This window comes from Corynebacterium sp. UBA4397 (genome assembly GCF_002390965.1).
GTDB lineage: Bacteria > Actinomycetota > Actinomycetes > Mycobacteriales > Mycobacteriaceae > Corynebacterium > Corynebacterium flavescens.
The window spans coordinates 12,022-36,719 of the sequence record NZ_DGRD01000020.1 but is presented as its reverse complement, the minus strand read 5'-3'; the positions used below and the strand labels follow the sequence as shown (position 1 = coordinate 36,719).

General features: G+C 60.1%; 19 protein-coding genes. 13 read left to right on the top strand and 6 right to left on the bottom strand.

Translation table 11 applies throughout. From position 1 onward, the window contains the following. Window positions 1-10: 10 nt before the first annotated feature. Entirely contained in the window at window positions 11-622 is a 612-nt protein-coding gene (locus B2696_RS04590) for a nucleosidase (protein ID WP_276623291.1), read from the top strand. Here the strand turns inward: B2696_RS04590 and B2696_RS04585 are convergent. Both B2696_RS04585 and B2696_RS04580 read right to left on the bottom strand, forming a co-directional pair. Continuing rightward, the gene (locus B2696_RS04585) at window positions 594-1,889 is read right to left on the bottom strand and encodes an AI-2E family transporter (protein WP_075730647.1); all 1,296 of its coding nucleotides are present in this window, start codon (window positions 1,887-1,889) and stop codon (window positions 594-596) included. The two genes, B2696_RS04590 and B2696_RS04585, sit on opposite strands and share 29 nt — an antisense overlap. Before the next feature lie 9 nt (window positions 1,890-1,898). Further along, window positions 1,899-5,333 (bottom strand): proline dehydrogenase family protein, encoded by a 3,435-nt coding sequence (locus B2696_RS04580; RefSeq protein WP_286954207.1) that lies wholly within the window; start codon window positions 5,331-5,333, stop codon window positions 1,899-1,901. 532 nt (window positions 5,334-5,865) lie between these two features. Between B2696_RS04580 and dnaK the strand changes: the two genes are divergently transcribed. From dnaK to B2696_RS04555, 5 genes are all read left to right on the top strand, one after another. Further along, window positions 5,866-7,719, top strand: a complete 1,854-nt coding sequence (gene dnaK / locus B2696_RS04575) for a molecular chaperone DnaK (protein WP_075730645.1) — start codon at window positions 5,866-5,868, stop codon at window positions 7,717-7,719. Then, window positions 7,719-8,354 (top strand): nucleotide exchange factor GrpE, encoded by a 636-nt coding sequence (gene grpE / locus B2696_RS04570; RefSeq protein ID WP_075730644.1) that lies wholly within the window; start codon window positions 7,719-7,721, stop codon window positions 8,352-8,354. Before dnaK ends, grpE begins: the two co-directional genes overlap by 1 nt. A gap of 139 nt (window positions 8,355-8,493) precedes the next feature. After that, a complete protein-coding gene (gene dnaJ, locus B2696_RS04565; RefSeq protein ID WP_075730643.1) occupies window positions 8,494-9,702 on the top strand; it encodes a molecular chaperone DnaJ in 1,209 nt (402 codons plus the stop codon). A gap of 24 nt (window positions 9,703-9,726) precedes the next feature. Beyond that, entirely contained in the window at window positions 9,727-10,131 is a 405-nt protein-coding gene (locus B2696_RS04560; protein ID WP_276623293.1) for a heat shock protein transcriptional repressor HspR, read from the top strand. 248 nt (window positions 10,132-10,379) lie between these two features. Continuing rightward, window positions 10,380-11,900, top strand: a complete 1,521-nt coding sequence (locus B2696_RS04555; RefSeq protein ID WP_286954204.1) for an aldehyde dehydrogenase family protein — start codon at window positions 10,380-10,382, stop codon at window positions 11,898-11,900. Between the two features lie 13 nt (window positions 11,901-11,913). Here the strand turns inward: B2696_RS04555 and B2696_RS04550 are convergent, their stop codons facing one another. Together B2696_RS04550 and B2696_RS04545 are read right to left on the bottom strand one after the other, a co-directional pair. Next, the gene (locus tag B2696_RS04550; protein ID WP_286954202.1) at window positions 11,914-13,080 is read right to left on the bottom strand and encodes an alpha/beta hydrolase; all 1,167 of its coding nucleotides are present in this window, start codon (window positions 13,078-13,080) and stop codon (window positions 11,914-11,916) included. Continuing rightward, entirely contained in the window at window positions 13,077-13,343 is a 267-nt protein-coding gene (locus tag B2696_RS04545; RefSeq protein ID WP_150387369.1) for a hypothetical protein, read from the bottom strand. The genes B2696_RS04550 and B2696_RS04545 overlap by 4 nt, the downstream gene beginning before the upstream one ends. Window positions 13,344-13,435: 92 nt before the next feature. On the opposite strand from B2696_RS04545, the gene B2696_RS04540 reads away from it, so the two are divergent. Together B2696_RS04540 and B2696_RS04535 are read left to right on the top strand one after the other, a co-directional pair. Continuing rightward, window positions 13,436-14,245: a carbon-nitrogen hydrolase family protein gene (locus B2696_RS04540; protein WP_286954201.1), complete on the top strand. Its 810-nt coding sequence runs from the start codon at window positions 13,436-13,438 to the stop codon at window positions 14,243-14,245. 76 nt (window positions 14,246-14,321) lie between these two features. Next, the gene (locus B2696_RS04535) at window positions 14,322-15,068 is read left to right on the top strand and encodes a siderophore-interacting protein (protein WP_286954199.1); all 747 of its coding nucleotides are present in this window, start codon (window positions 14,322-14,324) and stop codon (window positions 15,066-15,068) included. On the opposite strand, the gene B2696_RS04530 is transcribed toward B2696_RS04535, so the two are convergent. After that, entirely contained in the window at window positions 15,065-16,261 is a 1,197-nt protein-coding gene (locus B2696_RS04530; protein ID WP_075730636.1) for a hypothetical protein, read from the bottom strand. The genes B2696_RS04535 and B2696_RS04530 overlap by 4 nt on opposite strands. 2 nt (window positions 16,262-16,263) lie before the next feature. Further along, window positions 16,264-17,328, bottom strand: a complete 1,065-nt coding sequence (locus B2696_RS04525) for an LLM class flavin-dependent oxidoreductase (RefSeq protein ID WP_286954197.1) — start codon at window positions 17,326-17,328, stop codon at window positions 16,264-16,266. A gap of 173 nt (window positions 17,329-17,501) precedes the next feature. On the opposite strand from B2696_RS04525, the gene B2696_RS04520 reads away from it, so the two are divergent. The 5 genes from B2696_RS04520 (at window position 17,502) to clpB (ending at window position 24,338) form a co-directional block, all read left to right on the top strand. After that, complete coding sequence (locus B2696_RS04520) at window positions 17,502-18,878, top strand: sodium/glutamate symporter (RefSeq protein ID WP_276623317.1); 1,377 nt, start codon at window positions 17,502-17,504, stop codon at window positions 18,876-18,878. Between the two features lie 161 nt (window positions 18,879-19,039). Then, a complete protein-coding gene (locus tag B2696_RS04515; RefSeq protein WP_376778859.1) occupies window positions 19,040-19,876 on the top strand; it encodes a MetQ/NlpA family ABC transporter substrate-binding protein in 837 nt (278 codons plus the stop codon). 22 nt (window positions 19,877-19,898) lie between these two features. Continuing rightward, window positions 19,899-20,924 (top strand): methionine ABC transporter ATP-binding protein, encoded by a 1,026-nt coding sequence (locus B2696_RS04510; RefSeq protein WP_286954195.1) that lies wholly within the window; start codon window positions 19,899-19,901, stop codon window positions 20,922-20,924. Then, window positions 20,924-21,598 (top strand): methionine ABC transporter permease, encoded by a 675-nt coding sequence (locus tag B2696_RS04505; RefSeq protein WP_075730632.1) that lies wholly within the window; start codon window positions 20,924-20,926, stop codon window positions 21,596-21,598. The genes B2696_RS04510 and B2696_RS04505 overlap by 1 nt, the downstream gene beginning before the upstream one ends. A 187-nt stretch (window positions 21,599-21,785) precedes the next feature. Then, window positions 21,786-24,338 carry an ATP-dependent chaperone ClpB gene (clpB, locus tag B2696_RS04500; RefSeq protein ID WP_286954193.1) on the top strand — a complete coding sequence of 851 codons (2,553 nt, stop codon included), beginning with the start codon at window positions 21,786-21,788 and terminating at the stop codon, window positions 24,336-24,338. Window positions 24,339-24,698: the final 360 nt, after the last annotated feature.

Genomic DNA, 24,698 nt, shown 5'->3' with positions numbered 1-24,698 from the left:
GATTGCAGGCATGGAAAATCTATCTGGACGTACCCTTTTTGTCGCTGCCGTCGATGCTGAGGCCGCGCAGATTCCCGCCGATGAACCAGTGCTTATTACAGGTATCGGCACTCTGCCTGCCGCCATCGCCTTGACGGAGGTCTTGACCGCCGCACGCCTTGGGGATGGGCTGCCCGATCGGGTAGTCAATGTCGGCACTGCTGGAGCTTTGGCGGATGGTATGACTGGCGTTTTCGAGATCTCGCAGGTGCTCAAGCATGACTTCCACTTGGAGATACTCAGCGATATCCACCGTTATCTCTTGCCCGATGTCATTGAATTGGAGACATCTGGGCGCTTGCCCACTTGCGGGCTCGCCACCGGAGACGCTTTCATCTCCGACTCGGTCACACGTGCGGCGTTGTCAGGCAGGGCCTCGTTGTGCGACATGGAAGGCTACGCCATCGCCGCAGTCTGCCAGCGCTTTGGGGTCCCCGTCACCTTGCTCAAGCAGGTCTCGGACTCGGCGAATGAGGAGGCCATAGGGACATGGGCCAACGTCCTCGAGCGGGCGGCGCGCCAGATAGCTTCCGCCGCCACGGACCTAGGGGTGCTTAGCTCGAGTGCGGAGAAAGAGAACTAAATAGCCCACGCACGTTGGCGCGCGCCTTCTGCTTTTCTGGATCGGTGGAATCGGCGCCGGTAGAAATGTCGATATCGTCCAGATTGATCTCGCCCGCGCGCAGCGAGGCCATCTGCTGGTGGTACTTGAAGAGCACCGCGAAGGAAGCCGCGGCGGGAACAGCTAGGAACGCGCCGACGATGCCGGCCAGGGTCGAACCCACGGTGACCGAAAGCAGCACGACGGCCGCGTGCAGTCCCATGGCCTTGGACTGGAGCATGGGCTGCAATACGTTGCCCTCGATTTGCTGGACCAAGATGATAAGACCCAGGGCGAGCAGCGCAGTAGTCAAACCATGCGAGACCAAGGCGATAACTACGGCGAGAGCACCAGCCGTCACAGCGCCGATGATCGGGATAAAGCTGGCAAAGAATGTCACTACCGCTAGGACAAAGGCGAGCGGAACCTGCAGCGCCCAGAGGCCGAGACCGATGAAGACGGCGTCAACAAAAGCAACGGCGGCCTGGGCTTGAATAAACCCGGAGAGAGTATTCCACACGCGGGTGAGCAGCTCGGTGAGGTGCCAGCCGGCTGAGTAGCCAGTGTACTTGCGCAGCCAGGGCAGGAAACGGTCGCCGTCCTTGATGATGAAGAACGTGACAAAAAGCATGATGACCACCGCTACCACGATGGAGCTCGCCGTGGATACGCCGGTGAGTACTCCGGTGGCGATATTCGAGGCCTGATCCTGGATGAAGTTCAGCGCGTCATCGGCCACGGATTCGACCTGCTCTTTTTGAATACCGAAGGGCAAGTTATCCATCAAGTCGGTGAGCTGGCCTATGCCGTCTTCGGCCTGCTGAATGAGATCGCCGCCCTGCTTGGTCACCACCGGCGCCATCGCCGTGAAGATGCCGACGATGATAGTGAAGGCTCCGAAGAGAATAGTCACCGCTGCCAGCGCGCGGGGAAAGCGCTTGGAACGCAACCATGCGGCGACGGGGAAGAGCACGGTGCTCACCAAGATCGCCAGGATGACCGGGAGCAGCCCGACCCAGATAAAGCGCAGGAGGTATCCGGCTAAAGCCAAGCCTGCGATGATGACGATGAAGACCAGCGAGGTCTTTGCGAGCGCGACTGCATCGCGCCCGAGGATGCGGGACTTGTCGTCATCCTCGGAGTGCGGGATCTCGACCGCCGAGTCCTCGGCACTGCTCTTATCACCGTGGTCCTTGCCTTGATTGTCGCTGTCGCCGATCTTTAGTTTGGGATTGTCCTCGCTAGTCATAGGCCACCATCATGCCACAGCCGGGTGTGGGCGGATGACGCCAAAGCGGTGTGTGGTGATCGATAGTGCTTGCTCGAGGAGGAAGGGAAGGAGCTCCCGTCGGCCGTCGGCAAGCACTGGCTGGTCTTCGATGACGGAATTGGAGGAAACCGCAGCCTCATAGAGCTGCGGATCCACGGCACCCAGAGCGCGTACACGGCAAGACTCAGCGCCCGAGATTTCTGCGGCGAAGTCCTCATCTGAGACCGCGTGAACGCCGAAGCCCGCAAGTTCCCGCGCCACGGCGGGAACGGCGCTGAACTCGGCTGCGGCACCGGTTATTTCCTGCGCCAGCTTGAGCCGGAGAACCTCGCGCAGCGGGACATCGCCACCGATGCGGACCTGCAAGGGCTGTACGAGGGGTCGGTAGCGGAAGATATTGGCCTCCGACACCAGACCGGTGCGATCATGGGTGCGACCAAACTCTTCTTGCCAGGCTTTTTCATCGAGCTCCGCGGCGCGCCAGAGCCACGTGATATCTTCCTCGCTGAGCTGTTTATTCAGCTGCGGATCGCGCAAAAGAGCGGCGACGTGGGGCCGAATCGCGACGTCGAGGGGGCGCAGTGAGCTGTCCTCCCACGTGCCCAATTGCGCAACATAGTTTGGCCCACCAGCCTTGGCGCCCGGACCGATGACGGACTTTTTCCAACCGCCGAAGGATTGGCGTTGGACGATGGCACCGGTGATTCCGCGATTGACGTAGGCATTTCCCACTTCGACCTTATCCATCCAGTAGCTCAACTCACGCTCATCGAGAGAGTGGATGCCTCCGGTGAGGCCAAACCCAGTCGAGTTTTGCCATTCGATGGCCTGCTCGAGCGTGTCGGCGTACATGATTCCGAGGACCGGTCCGAAGCACTCGTTGAGGTGATACCACGAGCCCGGCGCGACATTGTCCCGGATACCAGGGGACCACAAAGTGCCCTCAGCATTGAGTTTCTTCGGCTTGAGGAGCCATGACTCGCCCGCCTCAAGCTCGGTGAGTCCGCGCAGCAGCTTCTCGCTCGGGGGCTCGCACAGACCATTCATGGTGGTTGTGATGTCGTAGCCGGGGCCGACTTTGAGGGTTCGGACGGCGTCGATCAACTGGGTACGCAGCCGCTCCGAGCGCCCGGCGGCTCCGACGAGTATCACTAAGGAAGCCGCGGAGCACTTCTGTCCGGAGTGTCCGAAGGCTGAGTTATAAAGATCGGCGATGGCCAAGTCCGGATCGGCCGCGGGAGTGATGACGAGAGCGTTCTTGCCGGAGGTCTCCGCGAAGAGCTTCATCTCGGGACGCCAAGAGCGAAAGAGCGCGCCGGTCTCGGAGGCGCCGGTGAGGATGACCGCGTCTACTTTGTCCGAGGAGATGAGGGCTTTGCCGGCCTCACCCTCGTCCGTAAAGAGCAGCTGCACTAGGTCGGGGTCCTGGCCGTTGGCGTCCAAACCGGACCGAAAGGCGTCGACCACGACGGAGGCGCAATGCACCACCTGCGGCGCTGGCTTGATTATGACGGCGGAGCCGGCCGCCAGCGCCGCCGCGATGCCGCCCGTGGGAATGGCCACGGGGAAGTTCCAGGGCGGGGTGATAACGGTGACGCGATGGGGCTGAAAGCTGGCAGAATACTCGGCCAGCTGGCGGGCGGATTGGGCGTAATAGGTACAGAAATCAATTGCTTCAGACACCTCCGGATCGGTCTGGGAGACCGTCTTATTGGCCTCATAGGCCGCCACGGAAACAAACTGGCCGCGGCGAAGAGCGAGCTCATCAGCGATGGACTCGAGGACTGCTGCGCGGTCTGTGTGTTGCGCCCACGACTCTTGCAACTCACGGGCCCGGTCGAGAGCACTGTCGACTTCGGCCGGGTCGCTCACTTCGGAGATGGAGGGCCGAGCAGGCTCTTCGGCGAGATTCTCGTAAGCCCAGCGCCGATTATTCGCCAGTGCTGGATCAGTGTCCGGCTCATTGCAAAAGCGCCCGTACCCAGTGGCTTGACGCCCGGACTCCGCGAGGCGGTTTTGCTGGCGACGAGCACCGGCGAAGGTATCCCAGCGCACGGCGACGGCAGCGCGGAATGCTGCCTCCTGCCGCTCCAGTGGGGTGTGCTCATCAGAGCCAGGAACATCCGGGGCAAACAAGGAATGCAGGAAGTTCTGGGGAGCGGAGTTTTCCTCAAGGCGACGCACCAGGTAAGAGACTGCGACGTCGAAGTCTTCCATGTGCACCACTGGCGTGTATAGGATTTGGCGCCCGCCGAAGGCCTGGCTTACGGCCGCTTGCTGAGCGGGCGACATGCCTTGGAGCATTTCCGAGTCCATCATTGCCAGGACCCCACGCCGCCGCCCCAGCTCAGAGGCCAGCGCCGCAGTGTAGAGGTTGTGGGTAGCCACGCCGATCCGGATGCAGTCGGCGTATTCTTCGCGCAGGATGAAGTCAAGCAGGCGATAATAGTTGGCGTCGACCTCTGACTTGTCTGAGTACGGCGCCAGCGTCCAGCCGTGGATTTCGCTTTCCACGTGCTCCATCGACAGGTTGGCACCTTTAACAATGCGTACCTTGATCTTCGCTCCACCTGCTTTGACTCTTTCCTGAGCAAACTCGGCCAGCTCCTCAAGGGCCGCGAAGGAATCGGGAAGGTATGCCTGCAGAACAATGCCCGTTTCTAGGCTGAGGAATTCCGGCTCGCTGAGCAGCTCTTTATACAGGCGAAGGGTCAGCTCGAGGTCGTGGTACTCCTCCATGTCGAGGTTAATAAAGACAGGCGGTGTGCGCTGTGCGGCCTCCGCGTATAGAGGGCGCAACCTGTCCTTGAGGCGCGCGAGGGAACCTTCGATATCCCAGGGGTTGAGCTGGGCGACGATGGATGAGGCCTTGACCGACACATAGGTCACGCGAGGATTACGGATGAGGTTGAGCGTGCGTTGTGCCCGGGAATAAGCCTCATCTTCGCCGAGGACGGCCTCGCCCAACAGGTTGAGGTTTAGCTCCTCGCCGGACTCGGCGGCGCGATCAAGAGTCTTGTTGAGAGCGTCTGACTCCGCGTCGAGGACGAGGTGGCCCACCATTTGGCGCATACGCATTCGCGCCAAAGGCATGACGAGGTTCGGGAGGATTGGCCCGAAGTAGCCACCAAGCCCAATGAGGAGCCCGTTGAAACGGCCAAGGAACGCCGGATCGTGGTGTTCAGTGATGGATTTCAGGGCGCGGGCGGCGACAGCGTTATCTTCAGGACGCATCACTCGGTCAACGAATTCCATGGTGAAGGTGACTCCCTCGGAGTCGCGGAGCAGATCTGCGAGCTGCTCGGTCGCCTTGTCTTTCTCTTCGGCGGTAATTTTCAGCCAGGTACGTGCGCAATCGATGGCGGAAGCGAGAACCACCTCGACGTCAACAGAATCGAGCAGCGGAGAATATGCGTTGTTCATGGGAATCGTCCGTCCTTCTTAAAGCCTACTCGGCCAAGTGCCGTGGGAGGTGCTAATGCCGTGTGGCAACGTTATGGGGCAGTGCGGTGAGGGGGTTTAAGAAGGGGAGACGGGCGGACGGTCGCCCGCGCGGCGCTGAAGGCACAACTGCAAATTCATCGAGCGACGCCTTTCATGGATGGGAGTGTTTGTAGATCTTGGCCACACATGGAGTTCCGACAGTCTAAGCCTCTGCGGCGATTCAGGGAAGAGTGGGGTGAGTGCAGGAGAATTATTTACCCCCGTTAAGCAGTGCGTTTGAAAAAACTTATGAGAAAATTGAGCGTAGCGGGAACAACTTTGGGTGCCGTCTGGTTGTACAGATTGAGTGATTCACGCTCAGGTTTGTGGAGGTTCAGTTGAGAGTTCTGTTAGAGTGGGCCGAGCAAGCAGCTTGAAGTTGAGTCACCAACAGTCAAGTAAATCGCGTCAGCGACCATCACGTCGCTGTCATACAACTAAAAGCACTATGTAACTCAAAGGAGAAAATATTATGGGACGCGCAGTAGGCATCGACCTTGGCACCACCAACTCGGTTGTGGCCGTACTAGAAGGTGGCGAGCCCACCGTTATCGCCAACTCGGAGGGCGCACGCACTACCCCTTCCGTCGTGGCATTTGCTAAGAATGGCGAGATCTTGGTTGGTCAGTCCGCCAAGAACCAGGCGGTGACCAACGTCGACCGCACCATCCGCTCCGTCAAGCGCCACATCGGCACCGACTGGACCGTAGACATTGATGGCAAGAAGTACACCCCGCAGGAGATCTCGGCTCGTACGCTTATGAAGTTAAAGCGAGACGCCGAGTCCTACCTCGGTGAGGACGTCACCGATGCTGTTATTACCGTCCCCGCTTACTTCGAGGATGCGCAGCGCCAGGCCACCAAGGAAGCTGGCGAGATTGCCGGCCTTAACGTCCTGCGTATTGTTAATGAGCCCACCGCTGCGGCCTTGGCTTATGGTCTGGAAAAGGGCGAGCAGGAGCAGACCATCTTGGTCTTCGACTTGGGTGGCGGTACCTTCGACGTTTCCTTGCTGGAGATCGGTGACGGCGTCGTCGAGGTTCGCGCTACTGCTGGTGACAACCAGCTCGGTGGCGATGACTGGGATCAGCGCGTCGTCGATTGGCTGGTAGGCAAGTTCAAGGCAGCACACAGCATTGACCTGACCAAGGACCGCATGGCTCTCCAGCGTCTGCGTGAGGCCGCCGAGAAGGCGAAGATTGAGCTTTCTTCTTCGCAGTCCGCGAATATTAACCTGCCTTATATCACCGTTGACAGCGACAAGAACCCGCTGTTTTTGGATGAGACCCTGTCGCGCACTGAGTTCCAGAAGATCACTCAGGATCTGCTCGACCGCACCAAGGCTCCTTTCAACCAGGTCATCAAGGATGCTGGGCTTTCGCTTTCCGAGGTCGACCACGTCGTTCTCGTGGGTGGCTCCACCCGTATGCCGGCCGTCTCTGACCTTGTAAAGGAAATGACCGGTCGCGAGCCGAACAAGTCCGTTAACCCGGACGAGGTTGTGGCCGTCGGTGCTGCACTGCAGGCTGGCGTTCTGCGCGGAGAGGTCAAGGACGTTCTGTTGCTTGACGTCACCCCGCTGTCCCTGGGCATTGAGACCAAGGGTGGCATGATGACCAAGCTCATCGAGCGCAACACCACCATTCCGACCAAGAAGTCCGAGACCTTCACCACTGCTGAAGACAACCAGCCTTCTGTGCAGATTCAGGTCTTCCAGGGCGAGCGCGAGATGGCTTCTGCCAACAAGCTGCTCGGCTCTTTCGAGCTGGGCGGAATCGCACCGGCACCGCGTGGTGTTCCGCAGATCGAGGTTACCTTCGACATCGACGCTAACGGCATCGTCTCCGTATCCGCTAAGGATAAGGGCACGGGCAAGGAAAACACCATCAAGATCCAGGAAGGTTCCGGCCTGTCCCAGGAAGAGATCGACCGCATGATTAAGGACGCGGAGCAGCACGCTGAAGAGGACAAGAAGCGCCGTGAGGAGCAGGAGACGCGCAACACCGCAGAATCCACTTCTTATCAGACGCGTAAGTTCTTGGAGGAGAACTCCGACAAGGTCTCCGAGGATGTCAAGACCAAGGTCACCGAGGCCGCTGACGCCTTGGATGAGGCGCTCAAGGGCGATGACATCGAGGCAATCAAGTCCGCGGTAGAGAAGCTGTCCACCGAGTCTCAGGAGATGGGCAAGGAAATCTACGAGGCACAGGCCGCTGAAGCCGGTGCTGCGGATGCTGGCTCGAATGGCACCACCAACGAAGACCCCAACGTCGTAGACGCCGAGGTAGTCGATGATGACTCTGCAGATGAGGATGGCAACAAGTAATGACTCAGCCCAGCGGAATGCCGCACAACCCAGGCGACCCGGTCAACACTGACCCGGAGGCCACCTCGGCGGACCGCGCTGAGGCAGCCGCGGAGGAGGCCAAGGCTGCACAGGATGCGCAGGCTGATGCCTCCAGTGAGGCTGAGGTCGATCCAACCTTGGACGCAGGTTTGACGGAAGAAGCCCTTCCGGAGACCCCCGATGTGGAAGCGGAGTTGGCAGAGCGTACTGAGGATCTACAGCGCCTCAACGCCGAGTACACCAACTACCGCCGCCGCACCGAGCGCGAGCGTCAGGCCATTGTCGAGAACGCGAAAGCAAAGGTCGTGGGAGAGTTCCTACCGGTCCTCGATGATATTGAGCTCGCCCGCCAACACGGGGACTTGGAAGAAGGACCTTTCAAGTCCGTTGCGGATAAGGTGACCAAGATTCTGCAGTCGCAGAACTTGCAGCCTTTCGGCGAGGAGGGAGATCCTTTCAACCCTGAGATCCACGAGGCTGTACAGGATCTGTCCACCGGCGGTGAGCAGGTCGTCGGCACCGTATTGCGCCGCGGTTATCGCGTAGGAGACAAACTCGTACGCAACGCGATGGTCATCATCGCGGATCCGGCACAGTCCGATACAGCCGAATAAATAGCACTAAGCAAAAGGTGGCGTCGAGGGCACGTTGATGTGAGCCTTCGGCGTCATTTTTATCGGCACCATTTTTAGTAGACAATAATTTTAGAAACAGTTTCAGAAAAAACTTAAGTACGAAAGGAGGAGATGCCCAGTGAGCGCTAAACCCGAATGGGCAGACAAAGACTATTACGCGGATCTGGGAGTCTCTTCGTCCGCAAGCAAGGATGAAATCAAGCGCAGCTACCGCAAACTAGCGCGTGAGAATCACCCAGATGCCAATCCCGATAACCCGGAGGCGGCGGAGCGTTTCAAGCGCGTGGCAGAAGCCTATGACGTGCTTTCCGACGACGCTGAGCGCAAGGAATATGACCAGTTCAAGGCCATGATCCGCAACGGCGGCGGTTTCGGTCGGGGAGGAGGAGCCGGATTCCCCGGCGGGTTTCGGACGACGTCTTCGGGACCGAATACGGCGGACTTCGACCTCTCGGACCTCTCCGACATGTTCGGATCCCGATCCTCTCGAGGAGCGTCTCAAGGCGGTGGCCTGGGGGATATCTTCGGCAGCGTTTTCAACCGCGGCGGTAGTGCTGGCCACTCAGCTCGGCCGTCGCGGGGGGCCGACGTCGAAACGGAAATAAGCCTCGAGTTCCGCGAGGCTGCCAAAGGCACCACCATCCCGCTGCAACTAAGCGGTGAGGCACCATGCACCACCTGTCATGGCTCCGGCTCTAAGTCGGGCAAGGTTAGCCAGTGTCCGCGGTGTAAAGGCAGCGGCTTTATCTCCGAGAACCGAGGAAGCTTCGCCTTTTCCTCGCCGTGCCCGGATTGCGGCGGCACAGGTCAGAAGATTACTGATCCCTGCGATGATTGCCACGGCACCGGAACGGTGCATCGCACGCGGCATATCACCGTGCGCATCCCGGCCGGAGTCATCGACGGCCAAAAGGTCCGGCTCGCCGGTCAAGGTGAGGCCGGCCCCAATGGCACCCCGTCCGGAGATCTCTTCGTGACGGTGCGGGTCAAGCCAGACAAGATTTTCACCCGCGAGGGCGACGATCTGCACATCACCGTCCCGGTTTCCTTCGCAGAGTTGGCCTTGGGTGGCACCATCTCGGTGCCCACCTTGGACTCCACCGTGCGCGTCAAGGTTCCCGCCGGCACTCCGGAGGGAAGGACGCTGCGGGTGCGAGGACGCGGCATCGCCAAGCGCGGTGGCAAGTCCGGGGACCTTTTGGTCCGCGTGCAGGTGACCGTGCCGAGCAAGTTGGATGCTGCGGCGACGAGTGCTCTGCGGAGCTACGCCCAAGCCGAGAAAGACTCCGGGTTCGATCCGCGTGCGGGTTGGGCCGGGAAGGCCTAGTTCGGGGAGGAGGTGAAGCTAGCTATGAGAAAACAGGATGAAGAAAAGCTGCAGGCCAGCTACGTTATTTCCGTGGCGGCGGAGCTCTCCGGAATGCATGCGCAGACGCTGCGGACCTACGACCGAATGGGGCTTGTCACCACCGCGCGTACGCGTGGCGGGGGGCGGCGATATTCCGACCGAGACATCGCTATGCTCCGCAAGATCCGTTCGCTCTCCCAAGAAGATGGCGTTAATCTCGCCGGGATCAAGGCGATTATCGCCCTGACCGAGGAGCGGGATCGCCTCGCCGCCGAGCGGGATGCGCTCCTGGAGCAGGTTCAGCACATGAGCCGCCACTCTCGCGGTGGGGAACTGGTGCACGTTCCGCGTTCCACCTCAGTTGTCATGTGGTCACCGCGGCGTGAGCGCCGATCTAAGTCCAGCTAAGCCCGCGAACCGGGGAAAGTTAGCAGGCAGTAATTGAAAGCCGCCTACTTGGAAATTCCAGGTAGGCGGCTTTTTATGTTCCGGGTGTGAACTTTTGCCAAGGTTTTACCCCCGAGTAGTGCGCATTGCTAAGTGTTGTATATATCATTGTCCGCAATGCCGGTGATGAAGGTCACTTGAGGTATAGGCCTGTGCAATCCGTCATGTCAAGATATAAAACTCATGCAAGCGTTGAAAGGACTTCATCGATGACTCACTACGCTAACCCTGGTACCGAAGGCGCCATCGTCAACTACCGCGACCGCTACGATAACTACATCGGCGGCAAGTGGATGGCTCCCGTGGACGGGGAGTACATGGATAACATCACCCCGGTCACGGGTGAAGTATTCTGCCAGGTGGCCCGCAGCAAGGAGGCCGATATCAATCTGGCTATCGATGCGGCAGAAAAGGCTTTCGAGACCTGGGGCAAGACCACCCCGGCCGAGCGTGCCCTGTTGCTCAACCGGATTGCGGATCGCATCGAAGAGCACCTGGAGCAAATCGCAGTCGCCGAGACCTGGGAGAATGGCAAGGCGGTGCGTGAGACCCTCGCGGCCGATATTCCGCTCGCAGTGGACCACTTCCGCTACTTCGCGGGAGCCATTCGCGCCCAAGAAGGCCGCCTTTCCCAAATCAACCAGGACACGGTGGCCTATCACTTCTACGAGCCGCTCGGCGTAGTCGGGCAGATCATTCCGTGGAACTTCCCGCTGCTCATGGCCGCATGGAAGATCGCTCCCGCGCTGGCAGCCGGCAACACCATCGTGCTCAAGCCCGCGGAGCAGACTCCTGCCTCGATCCTCTTGCTCGCAGACATCATCGGTGACCTCCTGCCGCCGGGCATCCTCAACATTGTCAACGGCATTGGTGAGGAGGCAGGTGCCGCGCTCTCTGGCTCGGATCGCATTGCGAAGATCGCCTTCACCGGCTCAACCCCGGTGGGCAAGATCATCAACAAGCTCGCCGCGGACAAGGTCATCCCGGTGACCCTGGAGCTCGGTGGCAAATCCCCCTCCATCTTCTTCGCCGACATCATGGATCAGGATGATGCCTACCTGGAAAAGTGCGTCGAGGGCTTTGTGATGTTCGCGCTCAACCAGGGCGAGGTGTGTACCTGTCCTTCCCGCGCGCTGGTGCATGAGGACATCGCCGACCGCTTCCTGGAACTCGCGCTTGAGCGGGTCAAGAAGATCAAGATTGGTCACCCGCTTGATACGGAGACCATGATGGGTGCCCAGGCTTCCCAGGAGCAGATGGATAAGATCTCGCAGTACCTGGAGATTGGTCCAAGTGAGGGCGCAGAGGTCCTTACCGGCGGACACATCAACAAGATCGAGGGCCTGGAGAATGGCTACTACATCGAGCCCACGGTGTTTAAGGGCACGAATGATATGCGCATCTTCCGCGAGGAGATTTTCGGCCCGGTGCTCTCAGTGGCCACGTTCCGGGACTTCGAGGAGGCTATTGAGATTGCTAATGACACCAACTTCGGCCTCGGCGCTGGTGTCTGGTCGCGCCAGCAGAACATCTGCTACCGCGCCGGACGCGAGATTCAGGCCGGACGCGTGTGGATCAACCACTATCACGACTACCCCGCACACAGCGCCTTCGGCGGATACAAGGAGTCCGGCATCGGCCGTGAGAACCATCTCATGATGCTGGCTCACTACCAGGAGACCAAGAACATGCTGGTCTCCTACTCCGAGAAGCGCGCCGGACTGTTCTAGGCCCTGCGCCAGATTAGTTTTTCATACGCGTAACCTCGCCCAAGCCCCGCAGAAATGCAGGGCTTTCCCAATAGGAGGAGTGATCTCCGGGTAGCCTACCCGCGCCAGGGAGAGGCCGAGCGCCGAAGAATGGGTAGCTCGGGTCGGGCCCATGCACGCCACCCAGGGGCCCGGTCACTATGCCTATGGGATCGGCGGAATTGGTGGTGGCCCAGACTCTGGCCTGCAGGCTGCTGGCGCTTGCTACTCCGGCGCCGGGGCTGGCGACGAGTACCAGGTCATCAGCTATGGCGGCATCCTGTGCGGCATGGCCGGCGACCACGGAACCGTAGGAGTAGCCGATGAGCATCCGGTGGCTGTGGGGGAAGCGCTCGTGGAGGCTGCGTTGAAAGCGGGCTAGCTCTTTGCCTGCCTGCCGTGCCGGATCCGCATGCACTGCGCCGGTGAAGTCTGCGGGGGCGCGGTAGCCAATCCATGCTACGGTGGGCGCGCCCGTTGCCTGCGCCACAGAGCGGGCCCTGTCGATGCTGCGCTGCCAGCTACTCTCCTCGGCAGAGCCCACGCCTTCCACCACCGTAGCCACGTAGGCCGGGGTGGTGGATAGTTCCGTGGGCGTGACCAGCGCAACGAGACGGCCGGGATCGGCCTCGAGGATGGTCAGGTCGGGGTTGTTTTCTGCGAGCAGGCGCACCGAGGCTGGGGCGGTGGAGAGATGTATTTCATGGAGCGCGTCTAGCTCTAGCTTGGAGAAGTCCGCGAGGCGGGAAGTTGGCGGCGGAGACTCGGGCGTGCACAGGGCGTCTATCTCCCTGGCACACATCCAATCGAGGCCATCGCCGAGGTGGCGAATCTTCTGCAAAAGCAGCGAGGCCACTACCGCCTGGGGGCTGGATTCATCGAGCCGGGCGAGCCAAGCGATAATGCCGTCCTCGGCCTGCTCGCGTCTGGCGCTAAGGTTGGCATAAACCTGAAGAAGCGCAGACACGGCGGCTATCTGCGCGGGCGAGCCCTGCGACCACTGGACTGCCGCAGCGGCAACCTGGCGTGCGGCTGAGATGGCGGGGCCGTCGATCTCGAGGTTCTCCCACTGCGGGCCTAAAGCCTTGAGGAACAGGTCGAGCCGGGTGGCAACGGAGCTGTGATCGGCGGCGGCGTGGGCTAAGGATTGCGAGGGCCTCATGCGGATCCTCCCAGGGCCTGGGAAAGTGCGGCATCGGCAGCAAAACACGTGCCAAGAAGCGAGTGCATGCGTTCTGCTTGCTCGGCATTGCGCGAAGCCGTGTGGGCGAGTCTTTCTCGCCAGTGCTCTTGAGCACGCGCCAGGGCACGAGCGGTATGCGGGAGTTGGCTTAAGGAGGCGGCCAGCGCGGGCGGGGTCTGCTGGGCAAGGTCCGCTAGTTCTTGCAGGGCGTGTGGGTTGGCATAAAAATTATCATTGTGCATTGCCTTAGCCTGCGCGATAATGAGGCGCCGGAAAAGGGACAATTGCCCGAAACTGTGGATAACTTGTTGAAGCTTCACTATTTTGGGGAAATATGAAGATAGCAGCAGTCCAATTGACCTCGACCGCCGATACCGCCACCAACCTCGCGCTGGCGAGTGAGAGAATCCGGGAAGCCGCGGCGCAGGGAGCGCAGCTCATCGTGTTGCCGGAGGCCACCTCCCAGAACTTCGGTTCCGGCCGCCTCGACGGGCAGGCTCAAGAGCTTGACGGGGACTTCGCCACAACGCTTCAGGCCCTAGCAAAAGAGTTGGGCGTCACGGTCGTGGTGGGAATGTTCCGCCCGGCCGATACCGTGGAGCGTGAGGGCAAGAAGATAAACCGCGTGTTCAATACGGCGCTGATAGTGGGGCCGGATGTCCGCAGAGGATACGACAAGATTCATACCTATGATGCCTTCAACTACCGCGAGTCAGACACCGTGGTGCCGGGAACGCAGCTGGTCACCTTCCCGGTGGGAGACCTCACCGTGGGGGTGTCTACCTGCTACGATATCCGCTTCCCCGAGCAGTTTAAGGCGCTCGCGCGCAGCGGAGCCGACATTGTAGTTGTGCCCACGAGCTGGGCGGATGGCGCGGGGAAGTTGGAACAGTGGCGCCTTTTGACCGCGGCACGCGCGCTTGATTCCACCAGTTATATCGTGGCGGCCGGCCAGGCAAGGCCTGGGGGCAGCGCGGAGGCGGGCAAAGAGTCCGGCCCAACCGGCATCGGGCATTCCGTGATCGTGGCACCTGATGGAAAACGCTTGGTCGAGGCGGGATATGAGGAGGAGATCATTTACGCGGAGGTAGACGGTGATACCGTCCGGAAGATCCGCAAGGCCATCCCCGTGCTTAAGAATTAGGAAAACCTATCCAAACTAGTGGCTCTTTGGGGCTTTGACTGGGAGAATAAACCTAGGTGAAAGAACGGGTAGGACCATGGGCCGTGGAATAACCGGTGCGGTGATGAAGCTGCTGCACGCGCAGGACTATTGCTGCGAGGTAGTACGCACGTGGATGCATTCCGCCACCATGAAGGCCGTGCGCGTTAGCGCACCGGAACTATGTGCACAGGTCGACCCGCAGGAGGGCGAGTACCTGCGCTGCTGGTTCCCGGATCCGCAGCGTGGCGGCAAGGAGGCGATGCGCGGGTACACGGTGGTGGACGTCGACAAGCAAGCCGGCGAGTTCACCTTGCTTTTCCTCTTGCACGAGCCCGCCGGTCCCGCCTCCCACTGGGCCGCCTCCGCACAGGTAGGGGCGGTATTTGAGGCCTCCTATTATGGTTCCGCTCCTTTTATGGTGCCCGAACCCGCGCCACGCGGATTCGTATTCATGGCCGATGCGGCAGGGATTCCCTATGTCAATGCGCTTATTGAGCAGCTCGGGGAGGACTATCCCCTCAAGGTGTGGCTGGTGGAATGGCACGCCAGCGACCGTGACATCGAGCTGGGCAATGCCCCGCGCCTAGAAGTGGAATGGATACAATCCACCGAGGCCGCCCTCCTCGAGCACGTTAAGGGGTTTGAGTGGCAGGGCTGGTTCCCGCACCTTGTTTGCGAGGCCGCAATCCTGCTGCCCGCGCGTCGCTATCTGCAAAAGGAACGCGGGCTGGGGAAGAAAGACATGCACGTGCATGCCTATTGGGCACAGGGAAAATGCATGGGGAAGAACCGCGACGCTTAAGGCTGCGTCCACGTGCGCGTCCACGCGCGCCAGGCTTCCCACTCCTCGCGGAATTGAGGATCCCACTCGCGGCCGTCGCTCCAACCGTGCGTCTCGATGTCGGACTCGGACACCCCGCCTGCCACCAGGCGCTCTTTGGCCCCGTCCACCTCGGCGCCTGGGCCCACCACGACGATGGTGTGTGGATTGTGCGGGCGCTGCGCGAGCAGGACGTCGACGGGGTCAGCGGCTAGTTCGAAGTGCGTGGCCTCGGCTGCAGGCTGGGCTCCCAGTAGCCAGGGATCATCTTTCTCGCGCACGAGGAGGCGCAGGTTGATCCACGGTGCCAGGGCGCGGAGATTGGCCTGGAACTCGGTGTCATAGTGCTCCCCGGGGCTATCGGCCACGGCGAAGACCGTGCACGGCACCTTGTTTCCAGCCTCGACGAGGGAGAGCAGGAAAGCACGGACCGCCGCCCAACCGGTGCCGAAGCAGAGGAATACCACGCGCTGCGGATGATGGGGGAGGAAGTCGCCTTGAGGATTGCCCAAGGTCCAAAAGTCCCCCGGCTGGGAACCAGCGAGGCTGCGTGAGGCATCACCGCACACGCTGAGGTGGAAGATCAATTGGCCGGTGGGATCTGCCGGGATAGCCGGGGTGAGCAGGCGCCACACCCCGGGTAGATAGGCGGAATTGACGGAATAGCTTTGGCCTGGCTTATAGTGCAGCGCCTCGCTCGATTCGAGCCGGATGACTGCGGTGTGGCGGTTGGGCCTGGCAACGGCGACGACCCGTGCAGCGTGTGCTGCGGGAATGCCCTTAGAATCGGCGCTGGCGGCGGACTCGGCCATGGTCTGGCAGATGGTGGTGATGACGCGCTGGGCGATGTCGTGCTGATAGGAAGTCAGCGCCAAGACCTCTAGGCCGTCGATGAGGCAGTCCTGGAACTCGGAGTATATCTCCGGCGGGAAGCCAAAACGGCGGTGTTGGCGGCCCAAAAGGCTCAGGCGCTCGAGGACATCCGGGGGCACGGTGCCTTGCCCGTCAGACTTTTCTAGTACCCAGGCTATGGCAGGTGCCAGGTCGAGGTGAGTCTGGGCGGAGGAGAGGGCGAAGACCTGGCGGGACTGCCAGACCCTTTCGAAGAGGCGCTGCTGTACTGCCGCGCGGTAGTCCTCAGTGTGATTTCTTAGGTGTTCGCCCAGTTCCCTCATGCCTAGACATCGTAGCCGGTAACAGGACCTTCGGTGTTGGGCTGCCAGCCTAAAGCCGGTGCGACGTGAGTTGCGAAGTTCTCTAGGATGCGGGTGTTGACGTCGAGTCCCATAGTAGTGGGGACGGTAATAAGGAGGGTGTCAGCGGCCATGACCGCAGGGTCGGCCCGCAATTGCTCGATGAGTTTGTCTGGTTCTGCAGCATAGGTGCGGCCGAAGATGCTGGCCCCTACGTCGGGCAAATAGCCAACTTGATCACTGTCACTACCTTGCATGCCGAAGAGACGCTGATCGGTGCCGTCGATGATGGGGAAGATAGAGCGCGAGACAGAGATACGTGGCGTCCAATCGTGCCCCGCCTCACGCCATGCCTGCCGGTAATGGTTTATCTGTTGGAGCTGTACCTCGCCGAGGGTGTCCGAGGAAGTCTCAGATACCAGCGTAGAAGACATCAGATTTACTCCATCCTGTGCAGCTTGTGCTGCGCTGCTGTGGGTACCTGAACCCCAGAAGACCTTCCTTGACAAGCCAGGAGAATGGGGAAATGTCGGCAGAGCGGAACCCGGCTGATACATGTTGGGGTACTGATCTTCCAAGGGGGCAGCGGTGGCCTGACCGTGGCCCGCGATGGCACCCATGAACTTTTCGAAGTTTGCACGGGCTAAATCGGCCCCATTGGGGGCCTTGGCCTTGTATCCGAAGGCTTCCCAGCCGCGCAGCGCGACTTCCGGGGCGCCCCGGGAGACACCGAGCGCGACGCGCCCACCGGAGATGTCATAGAGAGAGGCCGCTTCCTCTGCCAGGTAGAGCGGGTTTTCATAGCGCATGTCAATGACGCCCGTACCCACCTCGATATGGGAGGTGCTGCCGGCGATGGCGCCGAGCAGGGGCATTGGCGCGGAGGCCTGTGGCACAAAGTGATGTACGCGTAGGGAGGCATTGTTGACACCAATCTCGTCCGCCGCTTGCGCGAGGTCGAGGTGGAGCTTGGCGATGTCCTGGGCGTTGGGCCCGCGCTGCCCCCCGAAGGCGTAGTGACCGAAGCTTAAGAATCCGAATGCTTTCATGATTACCCTTCGCAATAATGGTGATGCAACAACAAAAAGCATATCACTTTCTGCTTGAAGTGTTAAGGGCCAAGGCAGGGGTCGTTGCTATGCGTGGCGGGGGCGGTGTGGAAAGTTAGAGAAGTCAAAATCTTATAAGCCATATTTGAAACCCCAGGATTGAAAAGACAACGATGGAGAATTTCTCCGCCTTTAGCCTCATGCTCGACGTGGGGTGGATCTCGTTGCTGATGGTTATTGGCAACGTGTTGCGCCAGCGCATTAAGTTCATCTTTCAGGATCTCCTCCTCCCGGCCCCGATCACGGCCGGTCTGCTCGGCCTACTCCTGGGGCCCAACGGGCTAGGAATCATCCACTTCTCCGATAGCTTGGGTGATTACACCACCATCCTTATCGCCGTGGTCTTTGCCTCTATGGCATATTCCATGGAGATCGGCGGCAGCGTGGGCAAGGGTGCCCGCAATATGTGGGGCTACTCCGTCGTCATGTTCTTGGGCCAATGGGGCCTGTTCGTCCTCCTTGGCATCTTCATGTTTATGCCGCTTTTCGGTACCCCGAATTGGTTCGGCATGATGCTACCCGTCGGTTTTACCGGCGGTTTCGGCACCGCGGCCGCAGTCGGCGGAGCCTTGGAGGCTGCCGGTGCCGAATCGGCGGCCTCCCTGGGCTTTACCTCGGCCACCGTAGGTACACTCGCGGCCATCGTGGGCGGCGTCATCGCCGGCAACTGGGCCATCCGCAAGGGGAAGGTCTCTCACGTGCCGCGCCAGCTCTCTAAGGAGATGCGCAGTGGCTACATCGCCAAGGTTGAGGATCGCCCCTCGCTGGGCAAGGCCACGACCAACCCCTCTGCCATTGAGCCGCTGGCGCTGCACATAGGCTTCATTGTCCTCACAGTCATGCTCGCTTACCTCATTAACGAGGGTATCTCTGCTCTCTGGCCACAGGTCCAAGTCCCGCTTTTTGCCATGTCCTTGATGGTTGGACTCCTCATCCGGGCGCTCATGAACGCAATGGGGGCGCGGGACTATCTCGACCGCGATTCCATCGGCTCGGTCGCCGGCGCGGCCACGGACTACCTCATCGCATTCGGTGTGGCTGCCATCGTGCCCGCTGCCATCGCCTCTTATTGGCAGGCGCTGGTGCTGCTTTTTGTCCTCGGCACCATCTTCTGTGTGTTCTTCCTACTTTGGTTTCCGGCGGAGTTCTTCGGTGAGCGCTGGATTGAGCGCGCCATCTTTGGCTGGGGCTGGGCCACGGCAAGCGTGGCGACCGGCATCGCCATCTTGAAGATCGTTGATCCCAAACTGGAGTCTCGCACGCTCTCGGAGTACGGCATGGCCTATATCGGCTTTGGCCCCTTCGAGATTGGTTGGACGATCCTCGCGCCGCTGGCCGTTATCTACGGATTTACCACCGGCTTCGGCTTCCTTTCGTTGGGCTTGGCCGTAGCCATCTACGCGATGTTTAAGTTCAGTGGGTGGATGCCACCGCGGGGGACCATATTCTCCCCGGGGATCGGGCATGTGGGGCAGAAGCAAAGGAAATAGATTCATGCCGCCTGTGGTGGTGAGAATACCCACTTTAGCGGGGAAAAGCGTAGGGCGAGCGAAGCTTTGGTACCAAGCGGTCTACTTTGAACGGAATGATAGGTCTAGGGTAGAGGGCTGTACACATTCAGCTCTCTTTTCCAAAGGTGGTAGTGATGGTTATGACCATTTCTTCCAAGGTTTTCTTCTCCGTTGCGGCGGCTGCAACCGTCTTTTCTTTGGCTGCTTGCGCCGGAAATAGCTCGGAGGATTCCGATGCGACGAAGATTCGCGTCGGCGCCTCACCGGGTCCCTATACGGAGCTCTTCAAGGAAGGGGTGGATCCGGTCCTCACTGCAGCCGGGTACACGATCGATTACCAGGACTTCTCCGATTTGCGCCAGGCCGACGTGGCTCTCTCAGAGGGCAGCGTCGACCTCAACGTGGATCAGCACACCGCCTATATGAACGTCTTCAATGAGGAGACAGGTTCGGATTTGGCCAGTATTACCGATATTCCCACGGTCAAGACCAAGGTCTATTCGGAAAAGCATAAGTCTATCGATGATGTCGCGGAAGGACAGACCGTGGGCATTCCGCAGGATGGCTCGAATCAGACGCGAGCCTTCCGCATCCTCATCAAACTGGGATGGATCACTGTCAAGGAAGATGCCGACCAAAAGCTGTTGACCGTCGCCGATATCAAGGATAACCCGCATAATGTGCGGATTGAGGCAATGGATTCCGCGACCATTCCCCGCGCGCTGGGGGACCTAGACTGGGGTGTCATTCCCGGCTCCATCTCTTATTCGTCTGGGGTAGATCCCGCACTGGCGGTAGCGGAGGAAGACCTCGGTGAGGACCTGATCCTGCAAGCGGTTACTACTCAGGACAAAGTTGATTCTGAATGGGCCAAGGCCGTGCACGATGCCTATCGTTCTGAAGATTTCCTGAATTACCTGAAAGAGAACAATGACGATAGCTATTGGTTCGTCCCCGATTCCCTGAGCGCCTCCTAAAGCGGGTAGTCGGACTTAGACAATGTCAGCCATAACAATCCATGATCTCAGCAAGCGTTTCGCCAGTACGTCGGGCGAAGTGCTGGCTTTAGACTCCATCAACTTGGAGATCTCCCTCGGCGCGATCTTCGGCATCGTGGGCACCAGCGGGGCCGGCAAGTCAACTCTCCTACGCACCATCAACGGCCTCGAGTCGCCGAGCTCCGGGGAAGTAGTGGTCTTGGGGCAAGAGGTTTCCACGCTGAAGAGTGCGCGCCTGCGCTCTTTGCGCCGAGATGTCTCTATGGTTTTTCAGCATTTCAATCTGCTGGCAACCCAGACCGTGGCTCAGAATGTGGCCATGCCACTGATGCTGGCCAAGTACAAGAAAGGGGACATCGCCAAGCGCGTACAGGAGGTGCTGGGCCTCGTTGGTTTGGCGGATCGTGCGGATTACCTGCCCAAGCAGCTATCCGGGGGGCAGCGCCAACGAGTCGGCATCGCACGTGCATTGGTGACCGATCCGAAGGTGCTGCTGTGCGATGAGCCGACGAGCGCGTTGGATCCTCTGACAACGAACCAGATCCTCGATCTGATTACAAAGGTTAACGAGGAGCTGGGAATTACGGTGGTCATCATTACCCACGAGATTAGTGTGGTCTCCCGTATAGCCGATGAAGTGGCGGTGATGGAAGGCGGCCGCATCATAGAACAAGGTGAGGTGGCAGAGGTGTTCAGCCATCCCCGCGCGGCTCTGAGCCGACGCTTTGTAGAAACCGTTGTCCCGCAGCGCTTGCCACTCGCGGTGGCACACGAGGTCTCCGAGGGGCGGTATTCGACGGTCGTTCGAGTGGTTCACCGCGGAGGTTCCGCACGGGGACTCATCAGCGACCTCACCCGGTGCGGGGTCGATGTTTTCTTGCTGCACGCCGCCGATGCGGTCTTACGCCGAGAGACTGTGGGAACAATGGTTCTCGGGCTCAACCCTGGCGGGGGCAAGGGAGCCGAAACCAAGGCCCTCGGGCTACTGCATGCCCGGCCGGGCATTGATGTGGAGGTGTTGAACTAATGGATATCACGCAGATTCTTGATACCAAGGTCGGGCTCGACCAGTACGCAACGGCGGGCTGGCAGACGCTGTACATGGTGGGCATTTCGCTCTTTTTAGGAACCCTCGGCGGGATCCCGTTGGGGGTGATCTTGGTCTTGGCGCGGCCCAGCGGCCTGCGCCCTAGCCCCGTGCTTTTTCACGTGGTCAATTTCTTCGTCAACACCGTGCGTTCCCTGCCCTTTATCATCCTGATGGTTGCCATCGTGCCTTTTACCCGGCTAGTGGTGGGGACCTCGATCGGCACGACAGCGGCTTTGGTGCCCCTGACCATCTTTATCGCCCCGTTTATGGCCCGGCTCATCGAGCAGGCGGTGCTTGAGGTGGATGATGGAATCCTCGAGGCTGCCGAGTCGATGGGGGCGACGTTAATACAGACAATCCGCTACTTCTTGCTACCGGAGGCTAGGGGATCCATTATTCTCGCGCTGACCACCTCGACAGTCACGCTGATCTCTGCAACCGCGATGGCCGGAACTATCGGCGGAGGGGGAGTAGGCGATCTAGCCGTCTCCTATGGCTATCAGCAATTCGACACCGTCGCGATTGTGGCCACTGTGGTCATCTTGATCGTGGTTGTGCAGGGTATTCAGGCCGTGGGAACCCATCTGGCACGTAAGGCCCGCAACGACTAAGTCCTCAACTAAGTCCTCAGCAGTGGGGTGTCCAAAACCTGATAGTCCTGCGCTAAAGAAAGTTGTGATTTTTTACTACCTGAGCGGAATACGCTCAAGTTTTAGTGCGTTATAACCAGTGAAGCCCCTAGAGTGGGAAGGAGGGAATCCAACCCACTCCCAGGGAGACACAAAAGGAGTTATAAACATGAACGCATTTAATCCCACAACCAAAACCCAAGAAGCTCTGCAGGACGCCCTGCAGACCGCTTCAGCTAATGGCAATCCCGATATTCGGCCGACCCACTTGCTGGTCGCTATCTTGAGCCAGAAAGACGGCATCGCCGCACCGGTGCTCAAAGCCACCGGAGTCGATCCCGATACCGTCTTGGCCGAGGCTCGTAAATTAGTCGAGGCCTACCCCAAGGCCGAGGGTTCCAACATGGCCAATCCCAACTTCAACCGGGATGGTCTCAACGTGCTCACCCGCGCCCAAGAGCTGGCCGGGGAACTGGGGGACGAGTATGTCTCCACCGAGGTGCTCTTGGCAGCTATTGCCGGTTCCAAGACGGATGCCGCAGAGCTATTAACCAGCCGCGGGGCTACGTATGATGCCCTCAAGGGCGCCTTCCCCTCGGTGCGTGGTGCCGCGAAGGTCACCAGCGAAAACCCCGAGGATCAGTTCCAGGCCTTGGAGAAGTACTCCACCGACCTCACCGCCCGCGCCCGCGAAGGCAAGATCGATCCGGTCATAGGCCGTGATCAGGAAATCCGCCGCGTGGTGCAGGTTCTTAGCCGTCGTACCAAGAATAACCCGGTGCTCATCGGTGAGCCTGGCGTTGGTAAAACCGCCATCGTCGAGGGGCTGGCCCGCCGCATCGTGGCGGGCGACGTCCCGGAGTCACTGAAGGGCAAGACGCTCATTAGCCTGGACCTGGGTTCAATGGTCGCGGGTGCAAAGTACCGTGGTGAGTTCGAGGAACGCCTCAAGGCTGTTCTCGATGAGATCAAGGCCTCCGATGGCCAGATCATTACCTTCATCGATGAGCTGCACACTATCGTCGGCGCCGGTGCCACGGGCGAGGGTTCGATGGATGCCGGAAACATGATTAAGCCCATGCTGGCCCGCGGCGAGCTGCGCCTCGTCGGTGCTACCACCTTGGACGAGTACCGCAAGTACATCGAAAAGGATGCCGCCTTGGAGCGGCGTTTCCAGCAGGTCTACGCAGCCGAGCCTTCCGTGGAGGACACGGTGGCCATTCTGCGTGGGCTCAAGGAGCGTTACGAGGTGCACCACGGTGTACGCATCATGGATTCGGCACTGGTGGCGGCAGCGGAGCTGTCGAATCGCTACATCACCAACCGCTTCCTGCCGGACAAGGCTATCGACTTGGTCGATGAGGCTGGCTCGCGCCTGCGCATGGAGATTGACTCCTCGCCGCAGGAGATCGACGAGCTCGAGCGCACCGTGCGCCGGATGGAGATCGAGGAGCTGGCGCTGAAGAAAGAATCGGACGCCGCCTCCCAGGAACGCCTCTCCAAGCTCCAGCAGGAGCTGGCGGATGAGCGTGAGAAGCTCGGCGAGCTCAAGGCACGCTGGGCTAACGAGAAGCAGGCCATCGACAAGGTGCAGCAGGCCAAAGAGGAATTGGAGGATCTGCGGCGCCAGGCGGAGATCGCCGAGCGCGACGGGGACTATGAAAAGACCTCTGAGCTGCGCTATGGACGTATCCCCGAGCTGGAGAAGGAATTGTCTGAGGCAGAGGAAGCAGCCAATGCCAAGGATAATTCCATGCTGACGGAGGAGGTCACCCCCGATACCATCGCTGAGGTGGTCTCGGCATGGACCGGCATTCCGGCTGGCAAGATGCTGCAGGGTGAGACCCAGAAACTGCTGCACATGGAAGACGAGCTGGGCAAGCGCGTCGTGGGGCAAAAGGAAGCCGTCAAGGCGGTCTCCGATGCCGTGCGTCGCGCCCGGGCCGGGGTTTCTGCTCCCAATCGCCCGACTGGTTCCTTCCTCTTCCTAGGTCCTACCGGCGTGGGCAAGACTGAGCTGGCCAAGGCCTTGGCGGACTTCCTCTTCGATGATGAATCCGCCATGGTGCGCATCGATATGTCCGAGTATGGGGAGAAGCACTCCGTGGCCCGCCTCGTCGGTGCTCCTCCGGGATACGTTGGTTACGATGCCGGCGGGCAGCTCACCGAGGCAGTACGGCGTCGCCCGTACACGCTGGTGCTTTTCGACGAGGTTGAAAAGGCTCACCCCGACGTCTTCGACGTCTTGCTGCAGGTCCTTGATGAGGGCCGCCTGACCGACGGCCAGGGCCGCACGGTGGACTTCCGCAACACGGTGATCATCTTGACCTCGAACCTGGGTGCCGGTGGTACCCACGATGAGATCATGGACGCCGTCAAGCGCAACTTCAAGCCCGAGTTCATCAACCGTCTCGATGACGTGGTCATCTTCGAGCCGCTCTCCGAGCAGCTCTTGGAAGGCATCGTCGACATCCAGCTCGGCGAGCTGGGCAAGCGCCTGACCGGACGCCGCCTCACCTTGGACGTCACCAAGGCAGCCAAGGCATGGCTGGCAGAGCGCGGATACGATCCCGCCTATGGTGCCCGTCCGTTGCGCCGGCTCATCCAGAAGGCCATCGGCGATACACTCGCCCGCAAGCTGCTGGCCGGCGACATCGTAGACGGCGATACCGTCCACGTGGATGTAGCTGCTGACTCCGAGTCTTTGGAGCTTAGCGCCTAGGTTTCTGGGACAGCGCGCGAGGCGCAGGTCTTTTAAGGTCTGCGCCTCGTTTACTGTTTTAAATAGACTGTTCTCTTCATCCAGTGAGAAAAGCTATCTGCGAGCGCTCTAAGCTCTAACATTGCGTAGTGACTAGAATCCCATGAGGCAAACAGTGGAATGGTCACAGTGGAACCCTCCGTGACTAGAGTGCGGCTTTCCAGTTCAAAGTCCGGTTCTTCGGTAACTAAGGCAATGCCGTGCCCATTCGAAGCAAGCGCTTGAGCGATTCTTCCTCCACCCACGACCGTGACGGCCTTAGTCCCACGAACCTTTGATTAGAGCTCCAGAATTACTGAGTGAATGCCAGTCCTTGGGGCA

What these genes read in the sequence shown, in the direction of transcription:
- B2696_RS04590 (WP_276623291.1), top strand. Translation starts at nt 11, where the DNA reads ATGGAAAATCTATCTGGACGTACCCTTTTTGTCGCTGCCGTCGATGCT.
- B2696_RS04585 (WP_075730647.1), bottom strand. Translation starts at nt 1,889, where the DNA reads ATGACTAGCGAGGACAATCCCAAACTAAAGATCGGCGACAGCGACAAT.
- B2696_RS04580 (WP_286954207.1), bottom strand. Translation starts at nt 5,333, where the DNA reads ATGAACAACGCATATTCTCCGCTGCTCGATTCTGTTGACGTCGAGGTG.
- dnaK (WP_075730645.1), top strand. Translation starts at nt 5,866, where the DNA reads ATGGGACGCGCAGTAGGCATCGACCTTGGCACCACCAACTCGGTTGTG.
- grpE (WP_075730644.1), top strand. Translation starts at nt 7,719, where the DNA reads ATGACTCAGCCCAGCGGAATGCCGCACAACCCAGGCGACCCGGTCAAC.
- B2696_RS04560 (WP_276623293.1), top strand. Translation starts at nt 9,727, where the DNA reads ATGAGAAAACAGGATGAAGAAAAGCTGCAGGCCAGCTACGTTATTTCC.
- B2696_RS04555 (WP_286954204.1), top strand. Translation starts at nt 10,380, where the DNA reads ATGACTCACTACGCTAACCCTGGTACCGAAGGCGCCATCGTCAACTAC.
- B2696_RS04550 (WP_286954202.1), bottom strand. Translation starts at nt 13,080, where the DNA reads ATGAGGCCCTCGCAATCCTTAGCCCACGCCGCCGCCGATCACAGCTCC.
- B2696_RS04545 (WP_150387369.1), bottom strand. Translation starts at nt 13,343, where the DNA reads ATGCACAATGATAATTTTTATGCCAACCCACACGCCCTGCAAGAACTA.
- B2696_RS04540 (WP_286954201.1), top strand. Translation starts at nt 13,436, where the DNA reads ATGAAGATAGCAGCAGTCCAATTGACCTCGACCGCCGATACCGCCACC.
- B2696_RS04535 (WP_286954199.1), top strand. Translation starts at nt 14,322, where the DNA reads ATGGGCCGTGGAATAACCGGTGCGGTGATGAAGCTGCTGCACGCGCAG.
- B2696_RS04530 (WP_075730636.1), bottom strand. Translation starts at nt 16,261, where the DNA reads ATGAGGGAACTGGGCGAACACCTAAGAAATCACACTGAGGACTACCGC.
- B2696_RS04525 (WP_286954197.1), bottom strand. Translation starts at nt 17,328, where the DNA reads ATGAAAGCATTCGGATTCTTAAGCTTCGGTCACTACGCCTTCGGGGGG.
- B2696_RS04520 (WP_276623317.1), top strand. Translation starts at nt 17,502, where the DNA reads ATGGAGAATTTCTCCGCCTTTAGCCTCATGCTCGACGTGGGGTGGATC.
- B2696_RS04515 (WP_376778859.1), top strand. Translation starts at nt 19,040, where the DNA reads ATGACCATTTCTTCCAAGGTTTTCTTCTCCGTTGCGGCGGCTGCAACC.
- B2696_RS04510 (WP_286954195.1), top strand. Translation starts at nt 19,899, where the DNA reads ATGTCAGCCATAACAATCCATGATCTCAGCAAGCGTTTCGCCAGTACG.
- B2696_RS04505 (WP_075730632.1), top strand. Translation starts at nt 20,924, where the DNA reads ATGGATATCACGCAGATTCTTGATACCAAGGTCGGGCTCGACCAGTAC.
- clpB (WP_286954193.1), top strand. Translation starts at nt 21,786, where the DNA reads ATGAACGCATTTAATCCCACAACCAAAACCCAAGAAGCTCTGCAGGAC.